Origin of the sequence: Amycolatopsis sp. NPDC048633, from assembly GCF_040650695.1 — a bacterium.
GTDB lineage: Bacteria > Actinomycetota > Actinomycetes > Mycobacteriales > Pseudonocardiaceae > Amycolatopsis.
In genome coordinates, this window is the sequence record NZ_JBEZHS010000063.1 from 1 (window position 1) to 26,151 (window position 26,151).

Annotated in this window: 29 protein-coding genes; 17 read left to right on the plus strand and 12 right to left on the minus strand. The window is 69.8% G+C overall.

Annotated elements, in window-relative coordinates:
- Window positions 1-75: 75 nt before the first annotated feature.
- From AB0C38_RS47995 to AB0C38_RS48005, 3 genes are all read right to left on the minus strand, one after another.
- Window positions 76-1,260 (minus strand): RNA polymerase sigma factor, encoded by a 1,185-nt coding sequence (locus AB0C38_RS47995; RefSeq protein WP_360687901.1) that lies wholly within the window; start codon window positions 1,258-1,260, stop codon window positions 76-78.
- Window positions 1,260-1,619, minus strand: coding sequence for a YciI family protein (locus AB0C38_RS48000; RefSeq protein ID WP_360687904.1), 360 nt, complete (start codon window positions 1,617-1,619; stop codon window positions 1,260-1,262). The genes AB0C38_RS47995 and AB0C38_RS48000 overlap by 1 nt, the downstream gene beginning before the upstream one ends.
- Before the next feature lie 86 nt (window positions 1,620-1,705).
- Window positions 1,706-2,611: a hypothetical protein gene (locus AB0C38_RS48005; protein WP_360687907.1), complete on the minus strand. Its 906-nt coding sequence runs from the start codon at window positions 2,609-2,611 to the stop codon at window positions 1,706-1,708.
- A gap of 262 nt (window positions 2,612-2,873) precedes the next feature.
- Here AB0C38_RS48005 and AB0C38_RS48010 point away from each other — a divergent pair, with 262 nt between their 5' ends.
- Window positions 2,874-3,071 (plus strand): PspC domain-containing protein, encoded by a 198-nt coding sequence (locus AB0C38_RS48010; protein ID WP_284747428.1) that lies wholly within the window; start codon window positions 2,874-2,876, stop codon window positions 3,069-3,071.
- On the opposite strand, the gene AB0C38_RS48015 is transcribed toward AB0C38_RS48010, so the two are convergent.
- Window positions 3,055-3,288, minus strand: coding sequence for a DUF397 domain-containing protein (locus tag AB0C38_RS48015; RefSeq protein ID WP_360687911.1), 234 nt, complete (start codon window positions 3,286-3,288; stop codon window positions 3,055-3,057). The two genes, AB0C38_RS48010 and AB0C38_RS48015, sit on opposite strands and share 17 nt — an antisense overlap.
- Before the next feature lie 51 nt (window positions 3,289-3,339).
- Complete coding sequence (locus AB0C38_RS48020; protein WP_360687914.1) at window positions 3,340-4,005, minus strand: TetR/AcrR family transcriptional regulator; 666 nt, start codon at window positions 4,003-4,005, stop codon at window positions 3,340-3,342.
- A 118-nt stretch (window positions 4,006-4,123) separates the two neighbouring features.
- Here AB0C38_RS48020 and AB0C38_RS48025 point away from each other — a divergent pair, with 118 nt between their 5' ends.
- From AB0C38_RS48025 to AB0C38_RS48035, 3 genes are all read left to right on the plus strand, one after another.
- Entirely contained in the window at window positions 4,124-5,623 is a 1,500-nt protein-coding gene (locus AB0C38_RS48025; protein ID WP_360687917.1) for an MFS transporter, read from the plus strand.
- A 65-nt stretch (window positions 5,624-5,688) separates the two neighbouring features.
- Window positions 5,689-6,183, plus strand: a complete 495-nt coding sequence (locus AB0C38_RS48030; protein WP_360687920.1) for a SigE family RNA polymerase sigma factor — start codon at window positions 5,689-5,691, stop codon at window positions 6,181-6,183.
- Complete coding sequence (locus tag AB0C38_RS48035; RefSeq protein ID WP_360687923.1) at window positions 6,183-6,923, plus strand: hypothetical protein; 741 nt, start codon at window positions 6,183-6,185, stop codon at window positions 6,921-6,923. Before AB0C38_RS48030 ends, AB0C38_RS48035 begins: the two co-directional genes overlap by 1 nt.
- Here AB0C38_RS48035 and AB0C38_RS48040 read toward each other — a convergent pair.
- From AB0C38_RS48040 to corA, 3 genes are all read right to left on the minus strand, one after another.
- Window positions 6,920-7,759: a chromosome partitioning protein ParB gene (locus AB0C38_RS48040; protein WP_360687925.1), complete on the minus strand. Its 840-nt coding sequence runs from the start codon at window positions 7,757-7,759 to the stop codon at window positions 6,920-6,922. The two genes, AB0C38_RS48035 and AB0C38_RS48040, sit on opposite strands and share 4 nt — an antisense overlap.
- Window positions 7,756-8,406 (minus strand): metallophosphoesterase, encoded by a 651-nt coding sequence (locus AB0C38_RS48045; protein ID WP_360687928.1) that lies wholly within the window; start codon window positions 8,404-8,406, stop codon window positions 7,756-7,758. The genes AB0C38_RS48040 and AB0C38_RS48045 overlap by 4 nt, the downstream gene beginning before the upstream one ends.
- A 181-nt stretch (window positions 8,407-8,587) precedes the next feature.
- On the minus strand, window positions 8,588-9,670 hold the full coding sequence (gene corA, locus AB0C38_RS48050; RefSeq protein ID WP_360687931.1) for a magnesium/cobalt transporter CorA: 1,083 nt from the start codon (window positions 9,668-9,670) through the stop codon (window positions 8,588-8,590).
- Window positions 9,671-10,083: 413 nt separating this feature from the next.
- On the opposite strand from corA, the gene AB0C38_RS48055 reads away from it, so the two are divergent.
- Together AB0C38_RS48055 and AB0C38_RS48060 are read left to right on the plus strand one after the other, a co-directional pair.
- Window positions 10,084-10,587, plus strand: a complete 504-nt coding sequence (locus AB0C38_RS48055; protein WP_013223004.1) for a MaoC family dehydratase — start codon at window positions 10,084-10,086, stop codon at window positions 10,585-10,587.
- A 7-nt stretch (window positions 10,588-10,594) separates the two neighbouring features.
- Window positions 10,595-11,686, plus strand: coding sequence for a DUF2332 domain-containing protein (locus AB0C38_RS48060; RefSeq protein WP_360687934.1), 1,092 nt, complete (start codon window positions 10,595-10,597; stop codon window positions 11,684-11,686).
- A gap of 246 nt (window positions 11,687-11,932) precedes the next feature.
- On the opposite strand, the gene AB0C38_RS48065 is transcribed toward AB0C38_RS48060, so the two are convergent.
- Window positions 11,933-12,346, minus strand: a complete 414-nt coding sequence (locus tag AB0C38_RS48065) for an NUDIX domain-containing protein (protein WP_360687937.1) — start codon at window positions 12,344-12,346, stop codon at window positions 11,933-11,935.
- Between the two features lie 195 nt (window positions 12,347-12,541).
- Here AB0C38_RS48065 and AB0C38_RS48070 point away from each other — a divergent pair, with 195 nt between their 5' ends.
- The 7 genes from AB0C38_RS48070 (at window position 12,542) to AB0C38_RS48100 (ending at window position 18,977) form a co-directional block, all read left to right on the plus strand.
- Window positions 12,542-12,706 (plus strand): hypothetical protein, encoded by a 165-nt coding sequence (locus AB0C38_RS48070; RefSeq protein WP_360687940.1) that lies wholly within the window; start codon window positions 12,542-12,544, stop codon window positions 12,704-12,706.
- Between the two features lie 21 nt (window positions 12,707-12,727).
- The gene (locus AB0C38_RS48075) at window positions 12,728-13,288 is read left to right on the plus strand and encodes a PH domain-containing protein (RefSeq protein ID WP_360687943.1); all 561 of its coding nucleotides are present in this window, start codon (window positions 12,728-12,730) and stop codon (window positions 13,286-13,288) included.
- A 39-nt stretch (window positions 13,289-13,327) separates the two neighbouring features.
- Window positions 13,328-14,200 carry a PHP domain-containing protein gene (locus tag AB0C38_RS48080; protein WP_360687946.1) on the plus strand — a complete coding sequence of 291 codons (873 nt, stop codon included), beginning with the start codon at window positions 13,328-13,330 and terminating at the stop codon, window positions 14,198-14,200.
- Window position 14,201: 1 nt separating this feature from the next.
- Window positions 14,202-14,831 (plus strand): MarC family protein, encoded by a 630-nt coding sequence (locus tag AB0C38_RS48085; RefSeq protein WP_360687949.1) that lies wholly within the window; start codon window positions 14,202-14,204, stop codon window positions 14,829-14,831.
- Between the two features lie 125 nt (window positions 14,832-14,956).
- Window positions 14,957-17,434: an alpha-L-rhamnosidase C-terminal domain-containing protein gene (locus AB0C38_RS48090; protein ID WP_360687952.1), complete on the plus strand. Its 2,478-nt coding sequence runs from the start codon at window positions 14,957-14,959 to the stop codon at window positions 17,432-17,434.
- 124 nt (window positions 17,435-17,558) lie between these two features.
- Complete coding sequence (locus AB0C38_RS48095) at window positions 17,559-18,410, plus strand: PD-(D/E)XK nuclease family protein (RefSeq protein WP_360687976.1); 852 nt, start codon at window positions 17,559-17,561, stop codon at window positions 18,408-18,410.
- Between the two features lie 12 nt (window positions 18,411-18,422).
- Window positions 18,423-18,977, plus strand: a complete 555-nt coding sequence (locus AB0C38_RS48100; protein WP_360687955.1) for a hypothetical protein — start codon at window positions 18,423-18,425, stop codon at window positions 18,975-18,977.
- A gap of 66 nt (window positions 18,978-19,043) precedes the next feature.
- On the opposite strand, the gene AB0C38_RS48105 is transcribed toward AB0C38_RS48100, so the two are convergent.
- Both AB0C38_RS48105 and AB0C38_RS48110 read right to left on the minus strand, forming a co-directional pair.
- Window positions 19,044-20,366 carry a hypothetical protein gene (locus tag AB0C38_RS48105; protein WP_360687958.1) on the minus strand — a complete coding sequence of 441 codons (1,323 nt, stop codon included), beginning with the start codon at window positions 20,364-20,366 and terminating at the stop codon, window positions 19,044-19,046.
- Window positions 20,367-20,390: 24 nt separating this feature from the next.
- Complete coding sequence (locus AB0C38_RS48110) at window positions 20,391-21,857, minus strand: DEAD/DEAH box helicase (protein ID WP_360687961.1); 1,467 nt, start codon at window positions 21,855-21,857, stop codon at window positions 20,391-20,393.
- Window positions 21,858-22,411: 554 nt separating this feature from the next.
- Here AB0C38_RS48110 and AB0C38_RS48115 point away from each other — a divergent pair.
- Both AB0C38_RS48115 and AB0C38_RS48120 read left to right on the plus strand, forming a co-directional pair.
- Window positions 22,412-23,065, plus strand: a complete 654-nt coding sequence (locus tag AB0C38_RS48115; protein ID WP_360687964.1) for a ferritin-like fold-containing protein — start codon at window positions 22,412-22,414, stop codon at window positions 23,063-23,065.
- A 119-nt stretch (window positions 23,066-23,184) separates the two neighbouring features.
- Window positions 23,185-23,415 (plus strand): DUF3107 domain-containing protein, encoded by a 231-nt coding sequence (locus tag AB0C38_RS48120; protein WP_125307071.1) that lies wholly within the window; start codon window positions 23,185-23,187, stop codon window positions 23,413-23,415.
- A gap of 574 nt (window positions 23,416-23,989) precedes the next feature.
- On the opposite strand, the gene AB0C38_RS48125 is transcribed toward AB0C38_RS48120, so the two are convergent.
- The gene (locus AB0C38_RS48125; RefSeq protein ID WP_360687967.1) at window positions 23,990-24,295 is read right to left on the minus strand and encodes a ribbon-helix-helix protein, CopG family; all 306 of its coding nucleotides are present in this window, start codon (window positions 24,293-24,295) and stop codon (window positions 23,990-23,992) included.
- A gap of 674 nt (window positions 24,296-24,969) precedes the next feature.
- Here AB0C38_RS48125 and AB0C38_RS48130 point away from each other — a divergent pair.
- On the plus strand, window positions 24,970-25,410 hold the full coding sequence (locus AB0C38_RS48130; protein ID WP_360687970.1) for a hypothetical protein: 441 nt from the start codon (window positions 24,970-24,972) through the stop codon (window positions 25,408-25,410).
- A gap of 204 nt (window positions 25,411-25,614) precedes the next feature.
- On the plus strand, window positions 25,615-26,070 hold the full coding sequence (locus AB0C38_RS48135; protein WP_360687973.1) for a pyridoxamine 5'-phosphate oxidase family protein: 456 nt from the start codon (window positions 25,615-25,617) through the stop codon (window positions 26,068-26,070).
- The last annotated feature ends 81 nt before the right edge of the window (window positions 26,071-26,151 follow it).

The following is a 26,151-nucleotide window of genomic DNA, read 5'->3' on the forward strand; positions in this document are numbered from 1 at the left end:
CTACGAGGACTGAGGCAAAGTCCGTGAAGGCCTCCTTACCGGCTCTTATGGCCGGTAAGGAGGCCTTCACGGCTTTCAGGCCAGGCGTGCCCGCCGGGTCTGCAGGAAGGTTCGCTCGGTTTCGTTGCCGGCCAGTGTGATCGCCTCGTCGTAGGCCGTGACGGCCTCGGTGGTCCGGCCGAGGCGGGCGAGCAGGTCCGCGCGGGTGGCCGGCAGCAGGTGGTAGCCCGGCAGGTCCAGGTCTTCGATCGTGGCCAGTGCCAGGGCCGGACCGTGCACCTCGGCGACGGCCACCGCGCGGTTGAGCGCGACGATCGGCGTCGGGTTCTGTGCCAGCAGCTGGTCGTAGAGCGCCAGCACCTGCTCCCAGTCCGTCGACGGCCCGTCCGTGTGCACGGCGTTGATCGCGGCCTGCAGCTGGTACGGCCCCGGCCGGTTGCGCCGCAGGCACCGCCGCACCAGCTCGTGCCCTTCGGCGATCAGGTCCCGGTTCCACCGCGACCGGTCCTGCTCCGCGAGCACCACCAGCTCACCCGACGGGCCGACCCGCGCCGGCCGCCGGGCTTCGGTCAGCAGGAGCAGCGCCAGCAGTCCGAGGACCTCCGGCTCGTCCGGCATCAGGTCGGCGAGCGCCCGCGCCAGGCGGACGGCGTCCGCGCACAGGTCCGTCCGCACCAGCTCCCCGGATGTCGACGCGTAGCCCTCGTTGAAGACCAGGTACAGCACGGTGAGCACCGAGGCCAGCCGGTCGGGGAGCGCGGCGGCGTCCGGCACCCGGTAGGGGATCCCGGCGTCGCGGATCTTCTTCTTCGCACGGACGATCCGTTGCGAGATGGTCGCTTCCGGGACGAGGTAGGCGCGCGCGATCTCCGGCACCTCCAGGCCGCCGAGCAGGCGCAGGGTGAGCGCCGCCTGCGCGAGCGGCGAGAGCGCCGGGTGGCAGCAGGTGAAGATCAGGCGGAGCTGGTCGTCGCGCACGGGTCCCACCTCCTCGGGTTCGCCGGGTTCGTGCAGCAGCAGGGCTTGGGCGTGCCGGGCTTCGCGGGTGGACTCCCGGCGCAGGCGGTCGATCGCCCGGTTGCGGGCGGTGGTCACGATCCACGCGCCGGGGTTCGGCGGCAGCGCGGCTTCCCACTTCGTGACGGCCACCGCGAACGCGTCCTGCACGGCCTCCTCGGCGAGCCCGATGTCCCCGAGCAGGCGCGTCAGCGTGGCCACGCACCGGCCGTACTCCGCCCGGTAGACGCTGTCCAGGTCCATCAGCGCCGGCGCGAACCGTCGTCGAACGGGCGCACCTCGATCGGCTGCCGGCAGGCCAGCGAGCACTTTTCGGCCCAGGCCAGTGCCTCGTCGAGGTCCTCGGCCTGGATCACCCAGAACCCGCCGAGCTGTTCCTTCGTCTCGGCGAACGGGCCGTCGGTGAAGGCGGTGGTGCCGCCCGGAGTACGGACGACCGTCGAGGCGTCCGAGTGCTGCAGGCCGCCGACGAACACCCACGCACCGGCGGCCTTCATCTCGTCGGTGACCTGGCCGGTGCGGGCCATCTGGGCCCGGATCGCCTCTTCGGGCTCCGGCGGCGCGCTCTCGTCGAGCTGGACGGCGAGCAGGTACTGCTTCATCTCGGGCTCCTTCTGCGGATCGACGTCTCACCTTGGCTACGAACCGGCTCGACGCGGTTCGACATCGCCGCGAAAAAAAGTTCGGGCTACGGCGTCGGGAGCCGGGGGAAGATCGCGCTCGCCGCGGTGCGGGCCACGGCGCACGTGCCGTCGCCGGCCGTGCCCGCCGTCTCCACCACGCTGAGCTCCGCCAGCTCGCGGTGGCCCGGCAGGCCCGGTGCCGGCTGCGTCGTGTCGACCAGGCAGAACGCACCCGAGACGCGGACCCGGGTCTCGCGGCCGCCCACCGTTTCGGGCGGGCCGGCCGGGGCCGACGCCTCGTCCGTCTCCACCGTCAGCTTCAAGCTCACCTTGCCGCGGATGCAGCTGTGCCCGGACAGCCCCGTCGCCGGCCGGCTGCCGGCGCCCGCGACGGCGTCGAGGTCGTGGGTGTCCAGCAGCACGCACGGCGCCACGAGCCCCCACGAGCGGTCCGGGAACTTCAGCCGCCCCACCTTGTTCGCGGTGACCGCGGTCAGCACCGAGCTGACGGCCGCGTCCGCGACGCCGCAGCGGGCGGCCTGGTCGTCGCCGGTGTCGGAGACCGAGAGGTCGAGCCGGTTGCCGTCGGCGAAGGTGATCGCGCGGGTGCACGCGCTGCGGTCGTTGAACATCGACTGCTGGATCGCGACGCCGTCGGGCACCGGCCCGAGGTAGGCGTAGGGCTTGATGTTCGGGTCGGAGTCGAAGGCCAGCGGCCCCACGAGGATCGTGCGCGTGCCGAGGTCGGCCCGGCAGGTCTCGAACGTCGGGGTGGCGACCGCGCCGGGCGCGACGGCGGGCACGTCGAGCAGGCTGCAGTAGTTGACGGTCGCGAAGTCCCCGAGCGCCGCGGACGCGGTCAGCGGCGTGGGCCCGGACGTCGTCTCGGGAGCGGCCTGCGTCGTCGCGCATCCGGCGGCGAGGAGGGCGCAAAGCATGGCGACGACCAAGGACTGCAGACGCGGGTACACGGTGTGCAAGTATCACCGGATCGGGGAGAAAAACCAGCCCTGACGGGGACATCTCTCACTGTTTTTCAGGCCCTGGCCGGAGAACGTGCAGGTCATCGGTTTCCACGCCGGTTTCCCGGGTTTCGCGAGGCAGTCCGAACGATTTTCGCTTTTACCGTCCCCTAAGGGAGGGATCCATCCCGCGAGCGATGCGGAAGTGGGTACTCCGGTGGTGAAGTGGGGATATCGGAAGTTCTCCGAGGCACGAAGAAAGGCAAAGACGATGAGCGCACCGGTCACCACCCGACGGCTGTCCCGCCCCCGCTACGGCCGCATGATCGGCGGTGTGTGCGCGGGTCTCGCCCAGCGGTGGGGCATGAAGACGAGCACCGTGCGGCTGCTGGCCGTGTTGTCGTGCCTGCTGCCCGGGCCGCAGTTCGTGGCCTACCTGATCATGTGGGCGATCATCCCGTCCGAGTGACGGCGGTGAGGAAGTACAGCCAGGCAGAGGCGTCGACGGCGAAGTGCGGGCCGGAGGGATCCTTCGAGTCCCGCACCGCCACGGCGGGTGCGGTGAAGGCGACTTCGGCGAAAGCGGTCTCGTCGAAGATCGCGGCGCATCCGCACGTGCAGTGGTGATTGCGTTTCCCGGGTGCCGCTAGCGGCTCAGAGCGCCGAATAACTGTTGACCGGCACACCCTCGATCCGGTTCTGGTCGGGTCGCCGCGCTTCCCGCGCCGATCACCCCGTCAGGGGCGCCAGCAGGACATCGCTTCGTCGACCTCGTCCACGCCGAGCGGCGGGTGGGGCAGCGGCGACGGCTTGCCGGGCTGGGCGCGCAGCCCGTCGAGCAGCATCGCGAGGCAGCGGCGCCACAGGTCCGGCTCCACCGCGCACGTGAACTCGATCGCCGAGCCGACCATCATGTGCAGCAGCGGGATGTCCGTCGGGGAGAAGTCGGCGCGCAGGCCGCCCGCCGCCTTGGCCCGCTCGACGAGCTGTGTGATCAACGGCACCATGCGGGCCTTCTCTTCGGCGACGTGCTCGTGGCCGAACTTGTTGGACAGCATGATTTCGCGCAGCCCGCGGTCGCCGGAGTGCAGCTCGATCGACTTCCACGTGAAGTCGACGAAGGCCTGCCACGCGTCGTCGGCTTTCAGCGCTTCCTCGGCGAGGTCGCCGATCTCCTCCATGCGCTCGGCGAACATGGCTTCGACCAGGTGTTCCTTGCTGGGGAAGCGGCGGTACACCGTGCCGACGCCGAGACCGGCGTGGTGCGCGATGTCGTCGAGCGTGGCTTCGAGGCCTCGCCGGCCGAAGACTTCCCGGGCCGACTGGAGGATGCGGCGGCGGTTGAGTTCGGCGTCGCGCCGCAGCGGCCGCGCCGGTGCGGCGGGACCAGTGTCCCGTGTCATGCGTCCCACTCTACCAACCAAGTAGAGGCGCCATCTCCGGTTCTTGTGTACGTTGGGTTGCGTAAGGGGAGATACCTACTCCACATAGCGTCTTGATCACTTTCCGTGAGGACACTCCATGACCGAGTCCACACTCGTCGTCGCGCCGTCGGGGGACACGCGCGCCGGCGAAAACCCCCACCACGCCAGACGGTGGCTGATCCTGGTGATGATCGGCCTGGCGCAGCTGATGGTCGTGCTGGACGCGACCGTCGTGAACATCGCGCTGCCCTCGGCCCAGGTCGACCTGGGCTTTTCCAACGATGCGCGCCAGTGGGTCGTCACGGCGTACGCGCTCGCGTTCGGCAGCCTGCTGCTGCTCGGCGGGCGGCTCGCGGACCTCTTCGGCCGCAAGAACGCCCTGCTCGTCGGCCTGGCCGGCTTCGCCGCGGTGTCCGCCCTCGGCGGTGCAGCGAGCAACATCGAAATGCTGCTGATCGCCCGCGCGGCACAGGGCGTGTTCGGCGCGCTGCTCGCGCCGGCCGCGCTTTCGCTGCTCACCACGACGTTCACCGACCCGAAGGAACGCGGCCGCGCGTTCGGCGTGTTCGGCGCCATCGGCGGTGGCGGCGCGGCGGTCGGGCTGCTGCTCGGCGGCGTGCTCACCGAGTACCTCGACTGGCGCTGGTGCATGTTCGTCAACATCATCTTCGCCGTGGCCGCGTTCGTCGGCAGCTCGGTCCTGCTGCGCAACCAGAAGGACGACGGCCCGCGCCCGAAGCTCGACCTGCCGGGCACGGTCACCGCGTCGGCCGGTCTGTTCTCGCTGGTCTACGGCTTCGCGAACGCCGAGTCGAACTCGTGGTCGGCGGTCTCGGTCTGGGGCTTCCTCACGGCCGGCGTGGTGCTGCTGGGCGTGTTCGTGTGGCTGCAGCAGCGCGTCTCGCACCCGCTGCTCCCGCTGCGCGTACTGCTCGACCGCAACCGCGGCGGCTCATACCTGGCGATGTTCCTGCTCGCCATCGGCATGTTCGCGATCTTCCTGTTCCTGACGTTCTACGTGCAGCAGAACCTGAAGTTCACGCCGATCGAGAGCGGCGTCGGCTTCCTGCCGATGGTCGCGACGCTGATGCTGGCCGCCACCACCGCGACGGCCGTCCTGCTCCCGCGCTTCGGCCCGCGTCCGCTGGTGCCGACGGGCATGGCGATCGCGGCCGTCGGGCTGTTCTGGCTGAGCGGCATCGGTCTCGAGAGCACGTACACGTCCGGCGTCCTCGGCCCGCTGCTGGTGATGGGCTTCGGCATCGGCCTGGCGATGGCGCCGGCGATGAGCGTCGCGACGTTCGGCGTCGAGGCGCACGACGCGGGGGTCGCGTCGGCCGCGGTCAACACGATGCAGCAGGTCGGCGGCTCGATCGGCACGGCACTGCTGTCGACGCTGGCCGGCAACGCGGCGACGGCCTACCTCGCGAACAAGGTCCCGACGCCGCAGCTGGCGGCCGAGGCGGCGATCGAGAGCTACACGACGGCGTTCACCTGGGCGGCGGTGATCTTCGCGGTCGGTGCGGTGCTCAGCGGCCTGCTGCTCCAGTCGGGCGCTCCGAAGGGTGAGGCGGCGCCCGGCGCCGTCCACATGTAGATCCGCTTGAACCTTCCCGGCCCTCCGCGCACTAGTAACACTGAGAACGTGCGAAGGAGGGCCGGGTGGGGGCGTCGAGAGACCTCGATTTCAGCGAGTACTTCGCCGCGCGGGTACAGCGGTTCCGCCGGGTGGCGTTCGCTTTCTGCGGCGACTGGCACCAGGCCGAAGACCTGGTCCAGGCCATGTTCGTGCAGCTGTACCGGCGCTGGCGGCGTGTCCGGCCGGACACGGTCGACGCCTACGCCCGCCGCATCCTGCTGAACCTCTTTCTCGCCGGCCGGCGGACCTCCGTGCGCGAGTACGTGACGTCTGTCGTGCCGGAACAGGAGTCTCCACCGGCCCGCGACAGCCACATCCGGCTCGACGTCGAGCGCGCGTTGTCCGATCTCACACCCCGGCAGCGCGCGATGGTCGTGCTGCGGTTCCTCGAAGACCTCCCGGTGGCGGAGGTCGCTTCGCTGCTCGGCGTGGCCGAGGGCACGGTCAAGTCCCAGACGGCCCGCGGGGTCGAGGCGCTGCGCGCGGTCCTGCCCGCGCCGACGGGGGAGGAGCGGTGATGGAAGACGTCCGATCCGCCTTGACGGCTTACGTGACCGAAGGCGAGCCGCCGATCGGCCTGTCTGGGGACGCGGTGCTTTCGGCGGCCCGGCTCTCGCGCCGCCGGCACCTGCTCACCGGCGTGGTGGCCGCGCTCGTGGTGGTGCTGGCCCTGGGGCTGGCGGTCGTGGTGCTGCCGCACCGAGGCGAAGTCGCCGGCCCGGCGTGCCCGGCGACGTCGAACACGCGGTCGGCGCTGGTCGACCGGCTGAGCTGCGTGGTGGGCAACGCGGTGCGTTCTCTGGTGCCTCCGGACGCGCGGATCACGCGCTTGACGATCCCGGGCGAGACCCCGCCGGCGGACCCGTTCCACCTGATCGCGGACCCGGCGGGCGACGCGCCGCGCGAGGCGCTCTTCCACCTGGGCGTGCGGGTGACGGACGCGCGGGGCTCGGGATCGGTGTACGTGCGGATGCTGCCGTTCCCGAACTCGGTGGTGCCGCGTTGCGAGCCGGCCGACGGCGAGTGCTCGGTGGAGCAGCTTCCGGAGGGCGCGCTGCAGCAGACGACTTCCCGGGAGACGGGTGCGCTGACCTACCGGGCGGCGCTGTCGGCCCCGTTCGGGTATGTGCAGATCTGGTCGAACAACAGCGGAGTGCTGGAGCAGGACGAAGTCCGGCTGCCGGAGCAGCGTCCGGAGCCCGTGCTGACGGCTGACCAGGTACGGCAGCTGGTGCTGACCCCGGGGCTGGCTTTCTAGGGGTTCCGCGACCGGAGCGCCTCGATGACCTCGTCGTCCCAGCGGTGCGTCCGGATCAGCCGGTACCGCTCCGCCGCCACCCACATGTACGCCTCGGCGTCCGTCCGGTCGCCGACCATCCCCGCCTGCCGCAGCATGCCCACCACCGGCACGAACTCCTCGTCGAACCAGCGCTGCGCGATGCTCGCCCGGTCGCAGAACTTGCCTTCGTCCTGCATCAGCCGGAAACCCCACGCCTCCACGTGTTCGCCCAGCTTCGCGTAGTCCCACGGGTCCGAGACGATCACTGACGCCCGCGCGTGGCCCGCCAGCGGGACGCGCTCCAGGAACAGCCGCCGGTAGTCCTTGACGATCAGGTCGCCGCGGTGGCGGATGCCACCGGGGTTCAGCTTGGTCCGGACGACCGTCACCGAAGCCTCTATTGTGGACAGTCCCTGCGCGTGCGCCACCGACACGCGGTGGTGGCCGTCGATGATGAAGTGCAGCTCGCCCACGCGGTACACCTCGATCGGCGGGATCTCCTCGCCGCGCCGGGACGCCAAAGCCAAGCGCTCCCAGCGTTCGCGGACCCGGGCCGACGTCGGGCGGAAGCGGCGGTCGAAGTCGCGGCTGCGGTCGACCGTGCCGGCGATCGAGTCCAGCTTGATCACCCGCAGGCCGATCCGGCTCTCGCCGAGGTAGCCGAGCGCCTCCACCACCTCGTGGAACGGCAGCATGATGTTGACGTCGTCGGGCTCGCGGCGCAGCCACGTCGAAAGCCGCGACAGCACCTGGCCCCGGCGCGCGCGGAGGAAGTCGTTCTCCGCGTCGGCGCGGGGAAACCCCGTCTCTTTCATGAGAACTCCATGATCCGGTGGCCCACCACGTTGCGGATCCGGGTTTCGCCGGCGACCCGGTCCGGTACCGGCTCGCCGTGGGGGTGGATGTGCCCGTGCAGCAACCACTTCGGCCGCAGCACGTCGATCGTCCGGTGCAGGCACGCGAACCCGCGGTGCGGCGGGTCCGCCCGGTCGCCGAGGTCCAGTGGCGGCGAATGCGTCAGCAGGACGTCGACGTCACGGCCGTCACGACGCCGCTGCCACTTCGCGCGCCGCACCAGGCCGCGGGCCCGGCGCGCCTGCTGGCGCTGCGTCCACTGGTTCGGCCCGTCGTTGTAGCGGATCGAGCCGCCGAGCCCGGCGAACCGGAGCCCGGCGACGTCGACGACCCGGCCGTCGGCGTTGACGCCGCCCGCCGGACCCGGCCAGGCCGTGGGGAAACCGTCCTTCATGGACAGCCCGCCGTAGCGCGTGTAGCCGCTCAGGTCCGGGTCGTGGTTCCCGGGCACGAACACGCACGGCGCGTCGAGCGCGCTGGCCAGGAACGCGAGGTAGTCGTAGGGGAGGTCGCCGGCGCCGATGACGAGGTCGACGGCGCAGCCGCGGACCGCGTCGGTCCACAGCCGCTCGTCGACCTCGTCGGAGACGACCAGCGCTTTCGGCATGGCCCCAGGGTACGACGCCCGGGCGTCACTTCATGCCGTGTGCGAACCCCGGGTCGGCGACGATGACGAAAGTGATGACGACGATCCACAGCACGCTGAGCGCGAGCGCCCAGAACTTCAGGTTGGACAGCATCCTGGACATGAGAGATCTCCTGTACGGATTCCGGTGGAGAAGGGGGACCTAGAGCCAGCCGTTCTTCCGGAATATTCGGTACAGCAACAGGCAGATCGCCAGGATCACCGTGATCACCAGCGGGTACCCGAACTTCCAGTGCAGCTCGGGCAGGTAGTCGAAGTTCATCCCGTAGATGCCCGCGATCATCGTCGGGACGGTGATGATCGCCGCCCACGACGTGATCTTGCGCATGTCGGTGTTCTGCTGCAGGGAGATCTTCGCGACCGTCGCGTCGACCAGGGTGGACAGCAGCTCGTCGAACGCCGCCACCCGCTCGGACACGGTCGTGAGGTGGTCGGCGACGTCGCGGAAGTAGGAGCGGACCTCGTCCGGCACCAGCCGCGTGTAGCCCTCGGCGAGCCGCTGGATCGGCGTCGCCAGCGGCATCACCGCGCGGCGCAGCTCGAGGACCTCCCGCTTCATCAGGTAGATCTGCTCGGCGCTGACCTGCGACCGCGGCGCGAAGACCTGCGCCTCCATCACGTCGATGTCGTTCTCGATGCGGCCCGTGACGTCGAGGTAGTGGTCGACGACGTGGTCGGCGATCGCGTGCACGACCGCGGCCGGGCCCAGCTGCAGGCGCTCGGAGTCGTCGTCCAGCTCGCGGCGCAGGCGCGCCAGGCCGGAGTGGTTCCCGTGGCGGACGGTGATCACGAAGTCCCGGCCGAGGAACACCATGAGCTCGCCGGTCTCGACGATCTCGTTCGCCGTTGTGGGTGACTCGTGTTCGACGTACCGGACGGTCTTGACCACCAGGAAGAGCGTGTCGTCGTAGCGCTCGAGCTTCGGCCGCTGGTGCGCCTCGAGGGCGTCCTCGACGGCCAGCTCGTGCAGCCCGAAGGTTTCCGCGATGCCCTGGATCTGCTCGGAGTCCGGCTCGTGCAGCCCGATCCAGACGAACCCCTCGTGGCGCTTGCGGACCTCTTTGATCGCCTCGATGTGCGTCCAGCGGCCGGGCAGGCGCTCACCCGCGACGTACACCGCGCAGTCCACGACGTACGCGGACAGCGGCACCGGGACCGGACGGACGGGGACGGCGCCCTTGTTGCCGCGGCCGCGAAGGCCGCCGAGCGAGGGAATGGCAGGCATGGGATCTCCTGGGCGTCGTGCGTGGTCGTGCGAGACGACTGACCAGGGCGGAACGCGTCCGCCCGGCGACACCAGCGTTCCCGGGGAGAGGGCCTACCAGGAGATGAGCCGGCCGGCGGGTGTGGTGGGAACGCTGGGAGTACTAGGGAGCGGACTATCGCCACTACTCATCGGGGTTCCTCACCTCCTTCGGGCCGGGGCGGAGTGGTGGGGCTCGCGTTGACGCGCGAGAACCAATGGTTGAGGGTACTCCTCACTACGGATGCGTGTCGTACCAGCCTCACGCGGCGTTACCGATCCGACCGAAAGCAGGCCGCCCCCAGCGGTACGTAACCGTTGCCACAGAGCCGGATGGCCGTGGCTGTGGTCGGATTGGTAACCAACGGCGCAGTACGCGGAACAGGGAGAGACGAGTGCAGTTCGGTCGGTACTACGAGGAGTTCGAGGTCGGTGCGGTCTACAAGCACTGGCCGGGCAAAACGGTCACCGAATACGACGACCACCTCTTCTGCCTGATCACCATGAACCACCACCCGCTGCACCTGGACGCGCACTACGCCGAAGAGACCACCGACTTCGGCAAGAACGTCGTGGTCGGGAACTACGTCTACTCGCTGCTGCTCGGGATGTCCGTGCCCGACGTCTCCGGCAAGGCCATCGCGAACCTCGAGGTCGAGTCCCTCAAGCACGTCAAGCCGACGTTCCACGGCGACACCATCTACGGCGAGACCGAGGTGCTGGACAAGACGCCGTCGAAGTCCAAGGACGACCGCGGTGTCGTGTACGTCGAGACGCGCGGCTACAAGCAGGACGGCCTGATCGTGTGCACCTTCCGGCGGAAGGTGATGGTGCCGAAGCGCTCCTACGGGGAAACTCGGGGCGGGGAGCAACCGGGCCGGCCGGTGCCGCACGAATGAGGCTCTGATGGACCTGGACCGGATCAAGGAAGTACTGCGCACGTTCGCGGAAGCCGAGGCCCACGGGGTCTCGCCGCTGTACGAGCACCTGGCGCTGCAGGCGGCCGCGGACGACGACGTGGCCGGGCTGCTCGCCTCGGCCCGCGACGGCGAGGTGCGCGCGACGCTGCTGATGGCGACGGCGCACCGGCTGGTGCAGGCCGACCCCATCCACCCGCTTTCGCGCTACTACCCGTCCCTGGGCGGCTTCGACGGCGTCGACTCGGAGACCTGGCCGCTGTTCCGGTCGTTCCTGCTGGAGCGTGCGGAGAAGGCTCGCGCGTTGATTTCGTCGCGTTATACGCAGACGAACGAGGTCCGCCGGGCGGCGCTGCTGTACCCGGGCGTGGCGCGGGCGGCGAAGGAGGCGGGCGGGAAGGTTTCCCTGCTGGAGGTCGGCTGCAGCGCCGGGCTCCTGCTGGGGCTGGACCGCTTCGGCTACCGCTACCAGTGCGACGGCGGCGAGCAGCTGACGGCGGGCCCGGCGAAGACCCCGGTCGGCCTGCACTGCGCGCTCGACCTGGCTCCCGGCGCGGTGGCGCCGAAGCTGCCGAAGAAGCTGTCCCTGCTCGACCGGGCCGGCCTGGACCGGGCGCCGGTGGACCTCTCGGACGAGGACGAGCTGGCGTGGCTGGAGGCGTGCGTCTGGGCCGACCAGCCGGACCGCATCAGGCTGCTGAGGACGGCGGCGGCCGAGCAGGCGAAGCACCGCCCCCGCCTCATCGCCGGCGACGGCGTCGACGACCTGGCTTCGGCTGCCTCGACCTTGGAGGGGCCGCTGGTGGTGGTGACGAGCCACGCGCTGGCGTACTTCACGGCTGACCGGCGGGCGGAGTTCGTTTCGACGCTGGCTTCGCTGGCGGCTTCACGGCCGCTGTGGTGGGTCTCGGAGGAGTTCTACGGCGCCGGGCTGGAGCCGGTGCTGCCGGGACGGTCGGATCTGGCCGGGGACGGGCTGGCGACGTTGGGCGTCGTGCGGTGGGAGGACGGGAAGGCGGAGGCGCACGCCTTGGCTCGGACTGCACCGCACGGGCAGCGGATGACCTGGCTGCCGCTGTAAGCGGGTGTCCCCGGTGAGTCATTCGCGACCTCGCCTGGACGTCATGAAAGACCCTTTCACCGCGCCGGACGAGGTGAAAGGGTCTTTCATGACCGTCGCGACCGTGCCCCCGGACCGGCACACCGGCGCTCCCGAGCACCGCCGGACTTTCGAGCCACCCACGCAGCCCCCGACTTTGCCGGAGCCTCACCTTCCAAAAGCCCTGAATGAGTCATTCAGGACACGCACAGGCCGCCAAAGCGCCTCTCAAGCCCGCGGAAGCGCCTTCCAGTCACGCAAAGTCACATAAAGAAGATCCACCAGCTCCCCGCCCGCCTCCAGGGCCGACAGGTCTGCCGCATCGGCCCAACGCGCGTCGGAGGCGTCGTCACCCGCCGTGAGAGCTCCGCCCACCACCGAGCAGGCGTAGTCGTGAATCTCGTACGGTCCGCGGATCACCGACCCGACCAGTGTGCCGGGAATCACGTCGAGTCCGGTCTCCTCCGCCAGCTCCCTGACCACTGCCTCTTTGTCCGTTTCGCCCGGTTCGACTCGGCCACCCGGCAGAGACCATTGCCCCGAACCGGGGTCATTCGCCCGTCTGATGAGCAGTAAGCGGCCGTGTGCGTCGAACGCGATCCCGCCGACACAGCGGATCGTGGCGTCCAACGGGGGTCCCATGTCCCCAACGGTAGACGTGACCGACTTGAAAACGGATGTCCTGTACACGGAGAGTAGTCGTACGGTACACTTCGGACCGCGTGCTGACCCAAGCGCGGGACTTACCTCCCGCGTGCCTGTTCAGTGCGGTACAACGTAAAAGTCAGGCTTTCTGCTGTTGTCCGGTGTCACCGTAAGAGACGGGATTTGATCGCGGTGAACGTGAAGAAGATTGCGGGCCTCGCCGGTATCGCGTTGGTGCTGTTCTTCGTCATTGCCCAGCCCGGTCAGGCCGCGGGCCTTGTCGGCAACATCGTCGACTTCCTCCGTGACTCGGCCGAATCGGTGATCACCTTCGTCAGCAACGTGTTCAAGGGCTGATCGCGGGGCTACCCTCGAACCATGTTCGCGCCTCGCGACCCCGACGAGTACCTCCTCGACACCGAGCGACGGGTCATCCGGATCCGCCGCCACTGGGCGGTGCTGCTGTGGGACACCTTCGAAGCGGCGGCCTTGCTGGCCGTCTGCGTCCTGGTGTCCTACCTGCTGCCACCGGCGCTGTACATCGGCCAGAACCTCCTCTGGTACGTCGCGCTGATCGTCGTGCTGCGCTTCGCCTACCAGGTGATGGAGTGGTGGGTCGAGCGGCTGGTGGTCACCGACAAGCGGTTCGTCATGACCACCGGCGTCTTCACGACCAAGGTGCTGATGATGCCGATCAGCAAGGTCACCGACCTCAGCTTCGTGCGCACCGCCACCGGCCGCATGATGGGCTACGGCACGATGGTCGTGGAGTCGGCCGGTCAGATCCAGGCGCTCAACAGGATCGACTACCTGCCGCGGGCCGAAGAGTTCTACGACACGATCTCGGAGCTCGTCTTCGGCGACAAGCAGAAGCAGGCCGAGCGCTTCTCGATGATCAAGGCCCAGCGGGCCGCCCGCGGCAAGAAGCCGGTCGGCTGAGCCGTCCCGGCTCCCGTGTGACGTAGCGCATCGTCGACAATGGACCCGATGCGCATCGACCTGCACGCCCATTCCACCGCCTCCGACGGCACCGACACGCCGGCCGGGCTCGTCGCCGCGGCCGCGAGAGCCGGGCTCGACGTCGTCGCGATCACCGACCACGACACCACCGCGGGCTGGGCCCCGGCCACCGCGGCCATCCCACCAGGCCTGACGCTGGTCCCCGGCGCCGAGCTCTCGACCGTCTCGATCAACCCCGAGACCGGCCGCCAGATCAGCGTCCACCTGCTGGCCTACCTCTTCGACCCGACGTCCGAGCCGGTCGTCACCGAGCAGACCCGGCTGCGCGTCGAGCGCCGCACGCGGCTGCGCCGGATGGCCGAGCGGATGGCCGCCGACGGCCTGCCGATCGACGCCGACGAGATCTTCGGCCTGCTCCCCGAGGACTCGCCGCCCGGGCGCCCGCACCTGGCCCAGGCGCTGGTCCGGGCCGGGCTGGTCAAGTCCGTCGACGAGGCCTTCGCCGACTACCTCAGCCCGCGCCGCGGCTACTACGTCGCCCGCCGCGACACGCCGGTCGAAGAGGCCATCGACATGATCGCCGCGGCCGGCGGCGTCACGGTCATCGCGCACCCCTTCGCCTTCAGCCGCGGCGCCACGATCAGCGAGGACACCCTCGCCGAGCTGGCCGCGCACGGGCTCACCGGCGTCGAGGCCGACCACCCGAACCACGACGCGCCGACGCGGGCCCGCACCCGCGCGCTGGCCGGCGACCTCGGCCTGCTCGTCACCGGGTCCAGCGACTACCACGGCACCAACAAGACGATCGCGCTCGGCGAGTGCACCACCGACCCCGGGCAGTTCGAGGAGCTCGTCGCGCGCGCGACCGGCTTCCAGGTCGTGAAGAGCTGACATGGCGATCGCCGACGTCTTCGACGCCAAGCTCTTCATGAGCGCGACGATCACCCTCGTCGTCATCATGGACCCGCCCGGCACCGTGCCGGTGTTCCTCAGTCTCGTCGGCCGCAAGCCGCTGGCGACGCGGGCGCGCGCCGCCCGGCAGGCCGTCCTGGTGTCGCTGCTGGTCATCAGCCTGTTCGCGGTCGCCGGCCAGGCGATCCTGGCCTACCTCGGCATCGGCATCCCCGCCCTGCAGGGCGCCGGCGGCCTGCTGCTCCTGCTCATCGCGCTGCAGCTGCTGACCGGCAACGGCCACGAGGCCGAAGCGGCCACCGAAGACGTCAACGTCGCGCTCGTGCCGCTCGGCACGCCGCTGCTGGCCGGGCCCGGCGCGATCGCCGCGACCATCGTGTTCGTCCGCCAGGCCGACGGGCACATCGGCGCGTACATCGCCCTGGCGCTGGCGATCGTCACGACGCACTTCGTGATCTACATCTGCATGCGCTACTCCGGCGTCGTCATCCGGCTGATCAAGGAAAGCGGCATCACGCTGCTGGCCAAGGTGGCCGGTCTGCTGCTCGCGGCCATCGCCGTGGAGCTCGTCGCGAACTCCGTGCGCGGCTTCATCGCCGGCGGCAGCTGACCCCCGCCTTTCGGGTTGTCCTGCCGGACAGGAACCGCCGGCTCCGTTGACATCGTTGGCACGCCTCCCGCAGCCTGAATCTCAGCTCAGCGGTTGAAACGATTCAACGCCTTGCGGAGGCCTCGATGAAGTGGCTCAGAGCAGTCCTGCCGGTCACGGTCCTGGTGGCGAGCGGCGTGGTCGCGGCGCCCGCGGCGACCGCCCTGCCCGGCCCGGGCTGGCAGAAGTACGTCGTCGCGCCGGCGAGCCGGGACGTCCGGCCGGTGAAGGTGCTGTCGGCCACCGGCGACGTCACGAACCCGGACGGCCTGCTCGGGCGCGGCGTCGCAACGTTCAAGCGGCAGGCGCCGCCGCCGAAGCCGGCCTGGCCCGCGGGGACCACCGCGGCCGCGTCGTCGTTCCACGCGCCGAACAACGGCGGGAACGGCCAGCCGCGGACGTACGAGCCCGGCAACGCCGTCGACGGCAACCCGGACACCTTCTGGAACGACGACACGATCGGCGCCTACCCGGACGTCCTGACCATCACCCCGGCCGCGCCGGTCGCGCTCCCCGGCGTCACCGTTCTGTCCAGTGTGGACGGTGTGCCGCAGGACTACACGGTGGAGGTGCAGGACGCGGGCGCGTGGCGGGTGGCGGCGACCGTCAGCGGCAACACCGCGGTCCAGCGGGCGGTGACGTTCGACCGGCCGGTGACGGCCACACAGGTCCGGATCACCGTGACGAAGGACCAGGCGACGCCTTCGGGCGAGTTCAGCCGCGTCACCGAGGTCTGGCCCGGCCTGGTCGCCGACCCGCCGGTGCCCGTCGCGGTGGTGGACTTCGGCAAGGTCGTCGCGGGGTACCCGAAGATCTCCTTCGCGGGCGCCTCGGCGAACCACCCCGGTGTCCGGGTGTCGACCTCGGAAACCCAGCAGTACCTGGGCGAACGCTCCGACTTCTCGCGCTCGGACTTCTCCGGCGGACCGGGCAGCGACCAGATCGCCGTGCCGGCGACACCGACCGTCTGGCGCGACACGAAGGGCTGCCAGAGCGGCACGCAGGTGTGCGCGGACGGCCTGCGCGGCTTCCGCTACCTGCGGATCAGCCTCGACGCGCTCGCGTCGGACGCGCCGCTCACCCAGCCTTCCGGTGAGGTTCGGATCAACGGCGTCTCGCTCGACTTCACGCCGTTCCTCGGCACGCCGAGCACCTACCGCGGCTGGTTCGAGTCGTCCGACGAACAGCTCAACCAGTACTGGTACGCCGCGTCGTACACGAACGAGCTGGGCATGGACACCTTCCGCGAGTCCGATGTGGACCCGCGCGGCGCGTTCTCGCCGTCGCTGGACGGGAAACTGGTGCTGCACGACGGCGCGAAGCGCGACCGGGACCCGTATGTCGGCGACGTCGCGGTGTCCGGGCTGACCGAGTACCTGACGCACCAGGACGGCACGGCGGCGCGGAACGTGCTCGCCGACCTGGCCGACCACCAGCGCGCGGACGGCTGGATCCCGCCGGCGTCGATCAACAACTACACCTTGCCGCTGTTCGACTATCCGCTCTGGTGGGTGACGTCGAGCTGGGACTACGTGCTCTACACGGGCGACACCGCGTACGCGTCTTCGTACTACTCGCACCTCGTGAAGACGCTTGACGCGTGGTATCCGTCGGTCACCGATTCGCACGGGTTGCTCTCGAAGGGCCTTAACGGCACCAGCGGCTACGGCGACTACGCGTTCCTGCCGCGTACGGGCGAAGTGACGTACTACAACGCGTTGTACGTCCGGGCGCTTCAGGGCGCGGCGGGCCTGGCGCGGGCGACGGGGCACGCGACTGACGCGGACCGGTGGCTGGCGCGCGCTTCCGGCGTCGCGGCGGCGGTGAACCAGTACCTGTGGGACCCGGCGGCGGGGGCCTACCTCGACTCGGCGACGGGCGCGGTGCGACACGGCCAGGACGGCAACAGCCAGGCGATCGTGGCGGGTATCGCTTCGCCGGCGCAGGCCACGTCTTCGTTGGCGCGGCTCGCGGCCGGTGCGTTGCCCTACGGGAATCCCTTCATGGACAACGACACTCTCGTCTCCGACGGGACGAAGCGCGTGTACGCGTTCACGTCGTTCCCGGAAATCCAGGCGCGGTTCCGCACCGGGCAGGCGGCGTCGGCGATCGACCAGATCAAGCGGATGTACGGCTGGATGACCACGCACGACCCGGGCATCACGGCGTGGGAGGGCATCGGCGAGGGCGGCTCGCACTACGAGCAGGGGTACACGTCGGCCGCGCACGGCTGGTCGACCGGCGTCGTGCCGGCTTTGACGAACGACCTCCTGGGCGTCTCGCCGACTTCGCCGGGCTTCGCGACGTGGACGGTTTCGCCGCACCCGGGTTCCGTTTCGTGGGCGCGCGGAGCGGTGCCGACGCCGAAGGGCGCGTTGTCGGCTTCGTGGACTCAGCAGGGTTCGGTGTTCGCGCTGACGGTGACGGCCCCGCGGGGGACGTCCGGTGCGCTGGTGGTCCCGGCCGGGAAGCTGGTGCTGCTCGACGGACGCCCGACGCGCGCCGCGGCCGGTGGCTCGCTGGCCGTTTCCGGTGGGACGCACACGGTCCTGGTGGTGCGGTAGGAAAAGCCGTGAAGGCCTCCTTCCTGGCTCTTATGGCCGGTAAGGAGGCCTTCACGGCTTTGCGGGTGGTCCGGCGCGGAAAGTGTCGGTGGTGGTGCGTAGCGTGGGCAGCGTGAAGGAGCAGATGGGGTTCGACTTCGGCGTCGCGCAACCGGTGCGGCTCACGAAGGTGTCGCCGGCGCGGCTGGCAACCTTCGACGACTGCCCGCGCCGGTACCGGCTCGCGTACCTCGAACGGCCGACCCCGCAGCGCACCGGGCCGTGGGCGCACAGCACGCTCGGCGCGGTGGTGCACAACGCGCTGCGGGCGTTGTTCGACCTGCCGGTGCTCAAGCGCGTGCCGCAGCGGGCGGTGGCGCTGGTGGCGGAGTTCTGGAAGGACGCGGGGTTCGAGACCGACGAGCAGGCGGCGCGTTACCGGGCGCGGGCCAAGGGATGGGTGGCGGAGTACGTCGAGGACAACGACGTCAGCCATGACCCGGTCGGGCTCGAGCGGTGGGTGTCGGCGCCGGTCAGCCCCGAGCCGGGGGAAAGGCCGTCGATGATCATCGAGGGCCGCGCGGACCGGATCGACGCGCGCGACGGCTCACTCGTCATCGTGGACTACAAGACGGGCAAGCGGCCGCCGGACGAGTACGAGGCCCGCGCGTCGCAGGCGCTGGCGCTGTACGCGGTGGCGGGGGCGCGGACGCTGCGGATGCCGTGCACGACGGTGGAGCTGCACCACCTCCCGACCGGCACGATCGCGGCGGCCGAGCACACGCCGGAGAGCTTGCAAAGGCACCTCCAACGCGCCGGTGAGACCGCCGGAGAACTCAGGCTGGCCGCGGATACCCTGGACGCGGGCGGTGACGGGGACGTGCTGTTCCCGGCCCGCCCGGACCGCCGCTGCGCCTGGTGCGACTTCAGGCCGAGCTGCAAGGCGGGGCAGGAAGCGGCCCCGCAGCTGCAGCCGTGGGACCTGCTCGCGCCCTGACAGGGAGGGAAAGTGGCTTCACCGGACACCGACGAACTGGCCACGGTGCCCACGCCATCGGGCGCGCCCGACGCCGAGTCGGCGACTGAGGCCGAGCCGCAGGAGCGGGCCGAGCCCGCGGCTGGGCCTGGTGCGGCCGAGGCGGTTCCGCCGCAGCAGCAGACCGAGCCGCTGGCTGCTGAGCCCAGCGCGGAGGCGCAGACGGTTCCGCAGGAACGCGTCGAACCCGAGAACATCGAGCCGGCGGATACGACTTCGGCCGATGCTTCGCCGGAGGCAGAGGAACCGAGGAAGCCCGGCGGCCGCTGGTGGCGCGGATTCACCGGCTCACTCGCCGCCGGCCTCGCGGTCTTGGCGATCGGAGTCCTCGCGGTAGCGGGAATCGACCTGAACACGGGCGCACCCGGGCCGGGCGCGGTGCTGCTGATCGGTCACCCGGTGGCCGCGATACTGGCGTTGCTGGCCCAGCGGGTCGCGGACCGCCGCAACGGTGTCCCGGCCGCGGGTGCGGGCGTGGCGGTCGTGCTCTTCACCGTCTCGGCCCTGACCCTCTTCTGGCTCACCTGAGCCAGAAGCGAACTCCCACGCTCGCCAGCGGTCGGCTCGCGTGAGGGGCGGGACGACACGCCGTAGCTACTTCAGGGCCGTCAGGGTGTCGCCGCGTTCTTCCAGCAGTACCGGGCCGGCCGCGCCCAGGCGGACCACTCCGGTGTAGCCCCGGCGATCCACCCCTACCGTGCGGATCGTCGAACCGTCGTTCTCGTTCAGCACCGCCAGGCCGCCCTTGATCGGGACCACCAGCTGCTGCGCGAACAGGATCCCGGGACCCGAAGCGCTGCTCAACGTCCATCGCGGCGAAAGGTCGTCGCGTGACAGCGCCAGGACCTTCGACCCGCTGAACCAGTACAGGTTCTGCGTCGTCTGGGTCGTCGCCTCGGTACCGCCCACGGGATCCTGGGCCAGGTCGGCGGCCGGCACGTCCAGCGGGTAGGCCGCGCGCTGCGAACCGTCGCCGTTGTAGATCACCAGGAGTTTCTGGTCCGGCAGGACCACCGCCGTCAGGTCGCCGGACATCGCGATCACCCGGGCCCGCTTGCCCGCCAGCACGCTGCTGAACGCCACCGACGGCTCGTCGTCCTTCTCCGGCGCCGCCTTGTACACCGTCAGGCGGTCGGCCGGGTCGCCCGGGCAGCGCTCGATCACGCCGACCTTGCCCGACGCCGCCGCGACCGTGCCGTACGTGCAGCCCGTGCGGGGCTGCTTGCCCGCGTTGACCAGCGCCGGGACCTGGCCGTACTCGGCGCTCTGCACCAGGTCGTCGCGCCACGTCGTCAGCAGCTTCTTGCCCGTCGCGGTCACGTGCGAGCCATCGCTGACCAGGCGCGTGCCCAGCTCCGCGTTGCCGTTGCGCTGCGCCGTGATCCGGCCGGTGCCCGGGTCGAGCTGCGTGACCTCGCTGCAGTTTTCGGTCTTGTGGTAGACGGCGTTCAGCCGACCCCACGTCTCGTTCATCGAGCACAACGGCAGGTCACGCGTGTAGTGCCAGCGGATCTGCCCGGTCAGCGGGTCGCGGGCGGCGACCTCGCCGCCGTCCGCTGTCGCCACGGCGTCGCCCGCCACCACCGGGACCGGCGTCGCGCCGCTGCGGGCGCTCCACAGCTCGGCCAGCGAGCCCGGCACCTTGTCCGGCGCCGCGGGCAACGGCGGGGGTGCCGCAGCCTCGGTCCGGTCGGTGGCCGCGCTGTCGCTCGTCATGCCGACGACCAGCGCGACCGCGACCACGGCGACCCCGACCAGCGCGGCGATCACCCGGTCCCGCCCGCGGTTCCAAGGCGAACGACGCGCCTTGACCCGCGGGGCGGGCGGAGTGCTTTCGACGTCCTCGAGGACGTCCTCGGAGCCGTAGTCAGGGGTCTCTTCAGGCGCGTTTTCAGGCGCCTTCTCGACGTCGCTCACGTACCCGGACCCCCGCGCTCAGGTTCAGTCTGCCGACGCAGGTGTATCAGACGTCGCGGTGGGACGGCGACGGCGGCGCCGCCGAGCCGGCCGCTCGGCGTTGTCGCCGGCTTCCTTCTCGGTGGCCGGACCGGTCGCTTCCGGCGCGGTGCCGTGGGAGCGGCGACGCGACCGGGTGCGGCCTTCCGAAGCGGGAGCGTCATCCGGAGAAGCGGCGGCGGCGTTGTCCGTGGCCTCGGTCCCCTCGCCCGACCGCGCGGCACCGCGGGTCCGCTTGCGCGGGGTGCGGTTGCGCTTGCGCGGCGCGTCTTCCGCGGGCGTCTCGCCGGCCTTCGCCCGGCCACGCGGGCCGCGGCGCTTGCCGCCCAGGTCCTCTTCCTCTTCGGCGCCCAAGCCCGCCCGGGTGCGGTTGGCCAGCGGCAGCCGGCCGGTCTTGCCCGCGGGGATACCCAGGTCTTCGAACAGGTGCTTCGACGACGAGTACGTCTCCACCGGCTCCGGCTTGTCGAGGCCGAGGGTGTCCGAGATCAGCTTCCAGCGCGGCATCTCGTCCCAGTCGACGAGGGTGACCGCGACACCGGTGCGGCCCGCGCGGCCGGTGCGGCCGATGCGGTGGACGTAGGTCTTCTCGTCGTCGGGGCACTGGTAGTTGATGACGTGCGTGACGTCGTCGATGTCGATGCCGCGGGCGGCGACGTCGGTCGCGACCAGGACGTCGACCTTGCCGGAGCGGAACGCGCGCAGCGCCTGCTCGCGCGCGCCCTGGCCCAGGTCGCCGTGCACGGCCGCCGCGGCGAAGCCGCGCTCGACCAGGTCGTCGGCCACCTTCTGCGCGGTGCGCTTGGTGCGGCTGAAGATCATCGTCAGGCCACGGTCGGCCGCCTGCAGGATGCGGGCGATGACCTCGGGCTTGTCCATCGAGTGCGCCCGGTAGACGAACTGGGTGGTGCGCTCGTGGATCGCGCTCGCGTCGTTCTCCTCCGCGCGGATGTGCGTCGGCTGGGTGAGGAACGTGCGGGCCAGCGTGATGATCGGCCCCGGCATGGTCGCCGAGAAGAGCATCGTCTGGCGCTTGTCCGGCACCATCCGGAGGATGCGCTCGATGTCGGGCAGGAAGCCCAGGTCGAGCATCTCGTCGGCCTCGTCCAGCACGAGCCCGCGGACCTTGCCGAGCACCAGGTGCTTCTGCTCGGCCAGGTCGAGGAGCCGGCCAGGGGTGCCGACCACGACGTCGATGCCCTTGCGGAGCGCCTCGATCTGCGGCTCGTAGGGGCGGCCGCCGTAGATGGCCAGGGTGCGGATGCCGAGGTGCTTGCCGGCGCCCTTGAGGTCGTTGGCGACCTGGATGCACAGCTCGCGGGTCGGCACCACGACCAGCACCTGCGGGGTGCCGTCGCCCGGCACCTCGACGCGGTGCAGCAGCGGGACGCCGAAGCCCAGCGTCTTGCCCATGCCGGTGCGGGCCTGGCCGATGAGGTCGTCGCCGGCCATCGCCAGCGGCAGCGTGAGCTCCTGGATCGCGAAGGTCCGCTCGATGCCGACTTCGGCGAGGGCCTTGATGATCTCCGGCTTGACGCCGAACGACGCGAAGGTCGGGGCTTCGGGCTCGACCTCGACGCCCGCCTGCAGCGGGTGCGAGGTGTCGAGCGCGGCCGGGCCGGTCTCGCTGTGCTCCAGCGCGACGGCGGGGGGCTGTTCGGTTGTGGAAATTTCTGCGGTCAGGGTGATCGCCTCTCTCGTGACCAGCGCGCACAGCCCTGGGTCCGCTCGACACTCGACCGGGAGTAAACGCTGGTCCCTGGCGCTGATCTGAAGCGCGGAACCGGTCCGTCCCGGGAATGCCGGAAGAGGCGTGCACGCACATTGCAGTACGTCGGCAAGCCAACGTGACCTGCCTGTTCCCGACGCCGGTATGGCGTACGGAAGCTTCTATTTCAACCGCAGTGTACCTGGTCAGCAGTTTTTCGACAGTACCCGGCACGCCGGAACCAGTGTGATCGGTCTCGTCCCGACACGCCCGGGTGCTTCGGCGATACCCTGCCCCCGTGACCGAGCCGAAAGAGACCCCTGAAGGCGTCGTAGACCTTCTGGGTGTGATCGCCTACCTCGAACTGTCCGCGTTCGACCGGATGGCCGAAGACGCGCGCAGTGCCCCGACCCTCGCCGGGCGCGCCGCGCTGGCGGCGATGGCGGCCGCGGAGATCGGTCACTACGGCCTCCTCGCCCAGCACCTGGCGGCGCACGACGTCAAGATCGAAGACGCGATGTCACCGTTCGTGGCCCAGGTCGACGCCTGGCACGCTTCGACGCCGCCGAAGTCGTGGCTGGAGTCGCTGGTCAAGGCCTACGTCGGCGACGGGCTGGCCGCCGACCTCTACCGGGAGATCGCCAGCTGGCTCGACCCGGAGACCAAGGACCTCGTGCTCACCGTGCTCGCCGACACCGGCCACTCCGCGTTCGCCGAACGCGAAGTCGCCGCCGGCATCGAAGCGGACCCCAAGACCCGCGACAAGCTCGCGCTGTGGGGGCGCCGCCTGCTGGGCGAGGCGCTCACCCAGGCCCAGTACGTCGTCGCCGAGCGGGACGGGCTGGCCGAGCTGATCATCGGCGGCTCGGGCGACCTCTCCGGAATTGCCGCGTTGTTCCGGCGGTTGCAACAGGGGCACACGAAGCGCATGCAGGCGCTCGGCCTGGGCTGATCCCGATGGAGTTCCCGGAAGTGACGACGCGGTGGAGCGCGGACATGCGCCACCGGAACGAGCCCGTTCGGTTAGCCTTGCCGAGCACATCCCTTACGAATTTCCAGCGGAGGTCCCACGTGGAGGTCAAGATCGGCATCAAGGACACGCCGCGCGAGCTGGTGGTGTCCAGTGGCCAGTCTCCCGAAGAGGTGGAGAAGCTGGTCGCCGAGGCCCTGACGGCCGGTGACGGGCTCTTCCGCATCAGCGACGAGAAGGGGCGCAAGTACATCGTCCCCTCCGACCGCATCGCGTACGTCGAGATCGCCCCGTCCGACGTCCGCAAGGTCGGCTTCGGCGTCGGCGACTGACCCGTAGCAGCGGCTCGAGGCCACCCCGGTACTTCCCGGGGTGGCCTTCGTGCGTTTCAGCGCGCTTTCAAGGCGACGTCCCCAGGTTGGTATTGCTTGAGGGGTAGGCAGCGTGTCTCCAGGTCGAGGCCAGCTGCTGTGCGACGGGTATCGGCTGAGCGATGTGGTCCGTTGCTCATCCCGGAGAGCTGGCGCGGGATACGTGTGAGCGTCTGATCGGGGGAAAACATCGCGCTGAGGCAACGTCATCCTCGTTTGGGCGTCGGTGTGGTGGAACCCTGTCAGGCACACGGGTCGTCTGGCCCTACAACGTTGCGTAGCGGGGTGTAACGGTTACACCAGTCGGTGACGACTAAAGCTGCGCGAACACACGCCGTGTTCGACTTCACGGAAGGCCGTAGTCATGATTTAGCAACATGCACATGCAGATGCATGTGCATCAGTTTCTGAATTTCGCCATTCCAGGCGGGGCTTCGCGGCGAGGCGGTGGCCTCAGCTTCGGCGAAAAGGCCTCTGATCCTTGAGAACTGAACAGAGATGAGAGCAGTGAGACGGCTGTCTGCGACAGCATGTCTCACAGGATGATCACTTGCTTGGTGTTCTGTCCGCTCTTGAGGAGGACTTCCGCGTTTTCCTCCTTGACGGCTCGGTACAGCACCTCGCCGTAGCCGATCAAGCGCCGAACCGCCTCAGTCAGGGTGACACCTTCACGTTCGATGACCTTCTGCAATGCCTCGATCGTCTCGGCGTTGACGGCGACATTGATCCGTTTAGGCGACTGCGCGGCCGGGTTACCTGCGGCGGGGTCGGAACTGTGTCGCTGCGCAGGTGTCTGGATGTCCCGCTGGGCCGCGGCTGAGGAGCTTGGCTGCTTGGTCATGGGTACCTCTACTTCCATAAGTGAATTCGGGTGGCCGAGGTGTATTCGGCCGGCGAGCAACGTGCACGTCTGCTCTGTCCTGCTGGTGTCGGATATGTGGGTTGGAAGTGAGTGGATCCTTGCCTCCTGGCGATGATCATGCCACACACGGCTCCCGTGCTGCTCTCATGTCTTGCCTCATAACTCGACATCACAGCCCCCGACGTTACAAAGGTCAAGCTAAGAATTTTCAGTGTAACTCGGATGCGTGCAACCAGCCGCTACGCATCACCCACACGTCTGGGGCACGTCCAGAGTTCGAAAAACGTGTATCTCAGACACTTCCCAGGCTTGTGAGACCCACGTATCAGCCACATCCGATGTACCCTCCGTGAGGAAGGTCGCAACCCCTGCCTCGCCTGCGGCCGGTGTCATCGCTTCACGACCTGAAGCGGCATCCGGACGTTCTTCATCCCTCGCTCCAAAGGAGAACACCCCATGCCTAGAACCAAGCGTCAGCCGGAAGACCCCGACCCCGTCAGTTTTCGACATCCGCCTCTGCGAAGCCGCGCAGCCAACACCGCCCCTGCGGAGAACGGTCTGGTCGCGCGGGGGAGAGAAGAGCAGCCGGACGTGGCGGGTGGACCGGTGGCGGTCGCGATCCCGTACGTCTCGGATGACTCGGGCAAGGAGTCATGAGTTCTGTCGAGGGGCGAGTGAGCGGTGACACCGCGCCGGCCGAGGACATGGTTCCGGCCGGCGCGGCGCCCTCCGACTCACCCGACGCCGGAGTCTCACTCGAGGCATGGTCTGACGAGATCCCCGGGTCGGGTCCGTCCGCTGCACACGAAGTGGTGCCTCCCAGCAATGTGGAGCAGCCGCTGACTTACACCTTTCAGCAGCAGGAGCAATCCGAGCAGCGCAAGGCGACCGAGCGGATGCAGCAGTGGGTACTAATCGGGGTCGCCACCGTGCTCTTGGTGGTGTTCGGTCTGACGCTCGCCGCCGTTTGGAACCACGGAGTAACCCCCGAGTACGCCCTCGAACTGAGCAGGTTGGTACTACCTTCGCTCGTGGGATCAGGTGCGACGATCGTGGGCGCACTGTTCATCAACGGCAGCCGCAGAGACTCTTGAGCTCGCACTCCAGAGTGGTCCCCCTGCTGGAGTCGAGTTCGTAGGGATGCTGCTCTGGGGTGCGAGACGTGGGTAGTCCAGGCGAGCGGGCGCTTTCACCGGATCGGTGCGTGTTCCTTGGAGTGTCGCGATTCCGCCGCCTAACTTCGGCTGGCGATCCGGCGCCACGGGGCCCGGACGGACGATCTCCGGGAGCGAACCACCATGACCACTGTCGAGCCGATGGCCGGCGACGTGGCCGATCTCGTGCGGAACACCCTCTCCGCGCACAAGTCGATGTTCCTCGCGACCTCGGGCAGCGACGGCCCGTGGGTGGGCGGGGTGTACTTCGCGGAAACCGGGCCGTTCACGCTGAACCTGGTCCTCGAGGACCGGGGCCGCACGCTGGCCGCGGTGCGCGAGAACCCGGTCGTTTCGGTGGTGGTGTCGACGGGCTCGCCGATGCAGCCGTTCCTGCAGGCGCAGGCGCTGGCCGAGGTCGTCCCGGCCGACGACGAATCGCTGGTGCGCTCGCTGCTCGTGGCGAAGGTCCCGGAGGCGGCGCCCTTCCTCGAGGCACCGGTCACGGCGGTCCGCCTGAGCATCCGCAAGTGGCGGGCGACGGACATCCCGAACGGCTGGCTGCCGGGCCGGGAGCTGCCTGGCCCGCGCACCCCCTGAGCCGGCCGGCCCGGCCACCGCGCGGGCTGGCCGGACCGGTTCCGCAAGCCGTGAAGGGCACCTTCAGGGACTCTGAGTCCC

What these genes read in the sequence shown, in the direction of transcription:
- AB0C38_RS47995 (WP_360687901.1), bottom strand. Translation starts at nt 1,260, where the DNA reads ATGGACCTGGACAGCGTCTACCGGGCGGAGTACGGCCGGTGCGTGGCC.
- AB0C38_RS48000 (WP_360687904.1), bottom strand. Translation starts at nt 1,619, where the DNA reads ATGAAGCAGTACCTGCTCGCCGTCCAGCTCGACGAGAGCGCGCCGCCG.
- AB0C38_RS48010 (WP_284747428.1), top strand. Translation starts at nt 2,874, where the DNA reads ATGAGCGCACCGGTCACCACCCGACGGCTGTCCCGCCCCCGCTACGGC.
- AB0C38_RS48020 (WP_360687914.1), bottom strand. Translation starts at nt 4,005, where the DNA reads ATGACACGGGACACTGGTCCCGCCGCACCGGCGCGGCCGCTGCGGCGC.
- AB0C38_RS48025 (WP_360687917.1), top strand. Translation starts at nt 4,124, where the DNA reads ATGACCGAGTCCACACTCGTCGTCGCGCCGTCGGGGGACACGCGCGCC.
- AB0C38_RS48035 (WP_360687923.1), top strand. Translation starts at nt 6,183, where the DNA reads ATGGAAGACGTCCGATCCGCCTTGACGGCTTACGTGACCGAAGGCGAG.
- AB0C38_RS48040 (WP_360687925.1), bottom strand. Translation starts at nt 7,759, where the DNA reads ATGAAAGAGACGGGGTTTCCCCGCGCCGACGCGGAGAACGACTTCCTC.
- AB0C38_RS48045 (WP_360687928.1), bottom strand. Translation starts at nt 8,406, where the DNA reads ATGCCGAAAGCGCTGGTCGTCTCCGACGAGGTCGACGAGCGGCTGTGG.
- corA (WP_360687931.1), bottom strand. Translation starts at nt 9,670, where the DNA reads ATGCCTGCCATTCCCTCGCTCGGCGGCCTTCGCGGCCGCGGCAACAAG.
- AB0C38_RS48060 (WP_360687934.1), top strand. Translation starts at nt 10,595, where the DNA reads ATGGACCTGGACCGGATCAAGGAAGTACTGCGCACGTTCGCGGAAGCC.
- AB0C38_RS48065 (WP_360687937.1), bottom strand. Translation starts at nt 12,346, where the DNA reads ATGGGACCCCCGTTGGACGCCACGATCCGCTGTGTCGGCGGGATCGCG.
- AB0C38_RS48075 (WP_360687943.1), top strand. Translation starts at nt 12,728, where the DNA reads ATGTTCGCGCCTCGCGACCCCGACGAGTACCTCCTCGACACCGAGCGA.
- AB0C38_RS48080 (WP_360687946.1), top strand. Translation starts at nt 13,328, where the DNA reads ATGGACCCGATGCGCATCGACCTGCACGCCCATTCCACCGCCTCCGAC.
- AB0C38_RS48085 (WP_360687949.1), top strand. Translation starts at nt 14,202, where the DNA reads ATGGCGATCGCCGACGTCTTCGACGCCAAGCTCTTCATGAGCGCGACG.
- AB0C38_RS48090 (WP_360687952.1), top strand. Translation starts at nt 14,957, where the DNA reads ATGAAGTGGCTCAGAGCAGTCCTGCCGGTCACGGTCCTGGTGGCGAGC.
- AB0C38_RS48095 (WP_360687976.1), top strand. Translation starts at nt 17,559, where the DNA reads ATGGGGTTCGACTTCGGCGTCGCGCAACCGGTGCGGCTCACGAAGGTG.
- AB0C38_RS48110 (WP_360687961.1), bottom strand. Translation starts at nt 21,857, where the DNA reads ATGGCCGGCGACGACCTCATCGGCCAGGCCCGCACCGGCATGGGCAAG.
- AB0C38_RS48125 (WP_360687967.1), bottom strand. Translation starts at nt 24,295, where the DNA reads ATGACCAAGCAGCCAAGCTCCTCAGCCGCGGCCCAGCGGGACATCCAG.
- AB0C38_RS48130 (WP_360687970.1), top strand. Translation starts at nt 24,970, where the DNA reads ATGAGTTCTGTCGAGGGGCGAGTGAGCGGTGACACCGCGCCGGCCGAG.
- AB0C38_RS48135 (WP_360687973.1), top strand. Translation starts at nt 25,615, where the DNA reads ATGACCACTGTCGAGCCGATGGCCGGCGACGTGGCCGATCTCGTGCGG.